The 435-nt window shown below is 69.9% G+C and carries 1 protein-coding gene; it reads left to right on the forward strand.

Annotated features, from left to right (window positions below):
- Positions 1–417 (forward strand): beta/alpha barrel domain-containing protein (locus tag AC066S_RS39510; protein ID WP_478272014.1); only part of this gene is annotated, 417 nt, incomplete at its 5' end.
- Positions 418–435: the final 18 nt, after the last annotated feature.

Genomic DNA, 435 nt, shown 5'->3' on the forward strand with positions numbered 1-435 from the left:
GCCGAGGAGACCCGCCGCGTGGTCGCCTCGCTGGTGAAAGACCCGGTGGCCGCGGTGGCCAAGGGCGAGATCATGAACTTCCTGCACGACGTGGAACGCGTGACCAAGGAAGCCGACGTGCATCTCACCGAGATCATGATGGCGCAGGAAGAGGGCTTCAACGCCCTGAAGTTCTTCCCGGCCGTGCAGGCCGGCGGCCTCGCCATGCTCAAGGCGTGGCAGGGGCCGTTCGGCGACGTGGTGTTCTGCCCCACGGGCGGCATCCAGCCGGGCAATGCGGCGGATTTCCTGGCGCTGGGCAACGTCGCCTGCGTGGGCGGCTCCTGGCTGGTGCCCGGCGATGCGCTGGCCGCCGGCGACTGGGCCCGCATCACCGAACTGGCCCGGGCCGCCGCGGCGTTGCGTCCGGCATGCTGACGGCTGCAAGAAGAAGTG

The sequence above is a fragment of the Bradyrhizobium sp. CFUWI genome (assembly GCF_056429085.1).